The sequence below is a fragment of the Cetobacterium sp. ZWU0022 genome (assembly GCF_000800875.1).
GTDB lineage: Bacteria > Fusobacteriota > Fusobacteriia > Fusobacteriales > Fusobacteriaceae > Cetobacterium_A.
Genome location: NZ_JRJZ01000013.1, coordinates 1 through 4,027, shown reverse-complemented (window position 1 = coordinate 4,027; position 4,027 = coordinate 1). Strand labels below are relative to the sequence as shown.

Annotated in this window: 3 protein-coding genes and 1 pseudogene; 3 read left to right on the top strand and 1 reads right to left on the bottom strand. The window is 27.3% G+C overall.

What is annotated here, in order from left to right; genetic code table 11:
- Positions 1 to 158: 158 nt before the first annotated feature.
- From L988_RS13365 to L988_RS00595, 3 genes are read left to right on the top strand one after another with little or no spacing between them, the layout of a single operon-like run.
- Positions 159 to 992, top strand: a complete 834-nt coding sequence (locus L988_RS13365; protein WP_081990271.1) for a serine O-acetyltransferase — start codon at positions 159 to 161, stop codon at positions 990 to 992.
- Positions 993 to 1,003: 11 nt separating this feature from the next.
- Positions 1,004 to 1,756 carry a hypothetical protein gene (locus L988_RS00600; protein WP_047380510.1) on the top strand — a complete coding sequence of 251 codons (753 nt, stop codon included), beginning with the start codon at positions 1,004 to 1,006 and terminating at the stop codon, positions 1,754 to 1,756.
- Positions 1,749 to 2,642, top strand: coding sequence for a DMT family transporter (locus tag L988_RS00595; protein WP_052191616.1), 894 nt, complete (start codon positions 1,749 to 1,751; stop codon positions 2,640 to 2,642). Before L988_RS00600 ends, L988_RS00595 begins: the two co-directional genes overlap by 8 nt.
- 75 nt (positions 2,643 to 2,717) lie before the next feature.
- On the opposite strand, the pseudogene L988_RS00590 reads toward L988_RS00595, so the two are convergent.
- Positions 2,718 to 3,827, bottom strand: a pseudogene (locus L988_RS00590) (transposase); the annotation flags it as partial.
- Positions 3,828 to 4,027 lie beyond the last annotated feature (200 nt).

Sequence of the window (4,027 nt, the reverse complement as noted above, 5' to 3'; positions counted from 1 at the left end):
GCGTTTAGCAAAAGAACAAGGGATTTTTGTAGGAATATCATCTGGTGCAAATTTATTAGCAGCATTAAAACTTTCTAAAAGTTTAGATAAAGAGAAAGTTATAGTAACCATTTCACCAGATAGTGGTAGAAGCTATTTATAAAAAACGGAGGGGAAATATGCTAAAAGTTAAATTACTTAATAAAATTTTAAAAATAGCTAATAAATATGAATACTTTAAGATTTTTCCAATTGATAATATCTTAGAAAATGCCTATGAAGATTTAATTTCTTTTTCTGAAAAGGATCCAAGTAGTAAAAATAATCCCGAGTATATTTTAGAATCTTATAACTCTTATCTGAGTGTTTTATATTATAGAATAGCTAATTCAATAGTAGATAATAATTTAATTTTAGCAAGAAAAATTACAGAAGATTCTAAAGTTATCACAGGAATAGAAATACATCCTTGCGCTAAGATAGGAAAAAGATTTGTGATAGATCACGGAGTAGGAACTGTGATAGGTGAAACTAGTATTATCGGTGATGATTGTTACATACTACAATCAGTTATATTAGGTGCTGATAAAATAGCTAATAACAAATTAGGAAATAGACATCCTATAATTGGAAATAATGTTGAAATTGGTGGATTTTCAACTTTAATAGGCTCTATTAAAATAGGCGATAACACAAAAATAGCCCCACATTCAATAATAAGAAATGAAATTCCTAAGAATTCAAAAGTTCTTTCTCTAGGAATGGTCCAACTCATAAAAAATGAAACTTTAAAAAATATAAATTTTAACGGCTACATTAAAAACGATAATCATATAGTTCTTTACTTTGATGAACTAAATCAAAGATTCATGAACATTTATATAAATGACAACTTAATTAAAGATGATTTAGTTATTACTGAAAATGAAATAATTGTAAAAACTTATAAAAATCAGATAAATAAATATAAAATTAATTTTACAAATAATGAAGAATTTATATTAACAATTTAAAAGGAGCGATTATGAAAACAGAAAAAATATATTATAAAAATCAGTTTCAAACATTTTGTGAAGCAGTTTTAATTGAGAAAACAGAGAATGGACTTATATTTGATAAATCTGTTGCTTATCCAGAGGGTGGAGGGCAGATAGGAGATGTTGGAGTTTTAATCAGATGTAAAGATGGCTTTCAGATTCCATTTTATAATACAACAAAAATTAAGGGAAGAAACCTTTTCTTAAGTGACTTTCCCAGTATAAAAGTAGAAAATCAAATTGTACATCATATAGAAAGTAATTATGAATTCCAAAAAGAAGAAAAATTTCTTATAAAGTTAGATAGTGTAAAAAGAGCTCAAACAACTCTTCATCATTCTGGTTTACACCTTGCTTTAATGGTATTAGAAGATATGTTTCCAGGTATTGATAAAAAAATAGCTGGTGCTAAAATAACTGATAAATATGGAAGACTTGATTTTTCAATAGAATTCAAATTTAGTCCAGAACAAATAGCTAATATAGAATCTCGTTGTAATGAATATATAGATAAAAATATTCCAATAAATATATTCTCTCATCCAGAGGAAAATGAGGCTCTATATTGGAAATGTGACAGTTATATCGTTCCTTGTGGTGGAACTCATTGTGAAAATACAAAAGATTTAGTTGGAATAAAAATTAAAAGAAAAAGCATTGGAAAAACATCTGAAAGGCTAATTGTTGAATTACCTTTTAATGAAGAGTTTTTTAATTTATACGGTGATTCAAATGATTAAAGGAGCTTCAATTAATAGCACTTCTAAAGTTACCTTAGAAAGTAAGTTTATATTATTAACAATTTTGGCAATTTGTTTTTTAGCAACTGGTGGAATCTTTGTAAAACTAAGTTCACTTCCACCTATAGCTACAGCATTCTATAGAATTTTATTTTCGATACCAATACTTTATCCGTTTGTAAAAACTGATTTAATAAAAACATCAAAAAAAGATAGGAGTTTAATATCTTTAGCTGGAATTTTTTTAGCTTTAGATTTAATTTTCTGGAATATATCTTTCCATTTAACAACTGTTGCAAATGCTAATTTATTAGCTAATTTAGTTCCTTTTACAGTTATTCCAGTTTCTTATTTTTTATACAAGAAACGACTATCAAAAGTTTTTGTTATTGGGTTATTTATAACTTTGATTGGACTAGTTGTTCTTATGTCTGGAAAACTAAATCCAAATATAAATAATTTTAAAGGAGATATGTTAGCATTTATTACCTCAATATTTTATGGATTATTTTTATTAGTTGTTTCTAATATTAGAAAGAGAATAAATGCTATGACAATTATATTTATAAGTGGATTTGGAGGAGGACTTACACTATTTATAGCTATGTATGTGATAGAGGGATTACACTATCCAAAAAATATAAATGAAATACTTCCTCTTATAGGATTAGCTTTAGTATCTCAAATTTTAGGACAGGGTCTTTTGAGCTATTGTATAGGAAAAATTGATATAACTTTATCATCTGTTTTAGTTTTAAGTCAGCCTATTATTGCAGCTTTGTACTCTTATTTTATTTTTAGAGAAAACCTTACTTTTCAAGAAATTTTTGGTATTTTAATTGTCTTAATAGGAATATATCTAGCTAAAATAGGAAATAATAATTAAAATAAAAAGAGATTTAGAGGACTTCTAAATCTCTTTTATTAGTCAATAAAATCAAGGCTTTTTGGTGTTTAAACCTCAAGCCTTGATCAGAATTTCTCTTAATCCATCTGCTGTATCTATTTTATTTTCTTCAAAAATATATTTTCCAAGAAAATTCACATGTTGAGTTCCTAATGGACTAACTCTTTGAAAGTCCTTTTCATCAAACCACTCTTCATTTTGAACAATTAATTTTACTTTTTCTAAATATCTAGAATTCCAAATAATTAGAGAAGATAGAAGTATATTCAGACAGCTTGCTTTTTCTAATTGATTGTCTATTGTAGCTTCATTAAGTCTTCCATGTTTACCAAAAAACATAAGTCTTCCAACAGAATTTATAGATTCTCCTTTATTAAGCATTTTTTGAACTTCTTTTCTTAGTTCTCCATCTGTAAAATAATTCAATATATATCTGGTTTTCAATATCCTTCCAATCTCTTTTAATCCTCTTGCCACTCCGTTATCCCTGTTGTATGAGTTTATTTTCTGAAGAATCAGAGAAGCTTTTACTTTTCCACATTTAATAGATTCAATTAATCTTAGAATCTCGTTATAGTTTTCAACTATTACTTTTTCATTAATCTTTTTGAATTTTTTTTCATCTAATTCAATGTTCTCGAAATAGTAAAGCTGTTGTTGCTCTAAATTTTTTATTCTTGGTTTGAAATTAAAGCCTAAAAGATATGTAAGAGCGAACATCTGCTCTGTATACCCTGCTGTATCTGTAGAATGATCATAAATTTCTAAATCTGATTCATGATAAAGAAGACCATCTAAGACGTGGTTACTATCTCTTCCTTCAAGTATTTGAACATAAAAAGGCGTATATTGATCGCTAACGTGTCTATAAATTCCACCGCCTTTATTCCCATAATGAGCATTATAGTCAGCATAAATAGTCTTTGAATTTATAGGAACTCTCATTCCATCTGAAGAAGATTTATCACCATTCCCCCAATTTTTAACTATTTCAAGTGAATGATGATAATTTACCAATCGTTTCTGGGCCTTAGATAAAGCATCACTATTGAAATAAAATTCATTGGTTCTTCTGAGTACAGATTCCTCTATAGAACTAGAGATAGCCATCTTTGAAAAGCCTATATTATGCCCGTTTGCCATTAAAGTAGCAATCAAAGGTTTTTGCTTTTGAGAAAAGCTATTATCTTTTCCTCACTTAAACTGCTCCTGTTAGAAAAAGCAGCTTTATAAAAAATCTTTTCTGTTTCTTCCCAATCTATCAATCTCTTTAACAACTAAAGTATCTCCAGATTTTAATATAATTAAGAGTTAATTTAATCATTCTCTGAATTTATATTAACTCTCATTCCATCTGAAGAAGA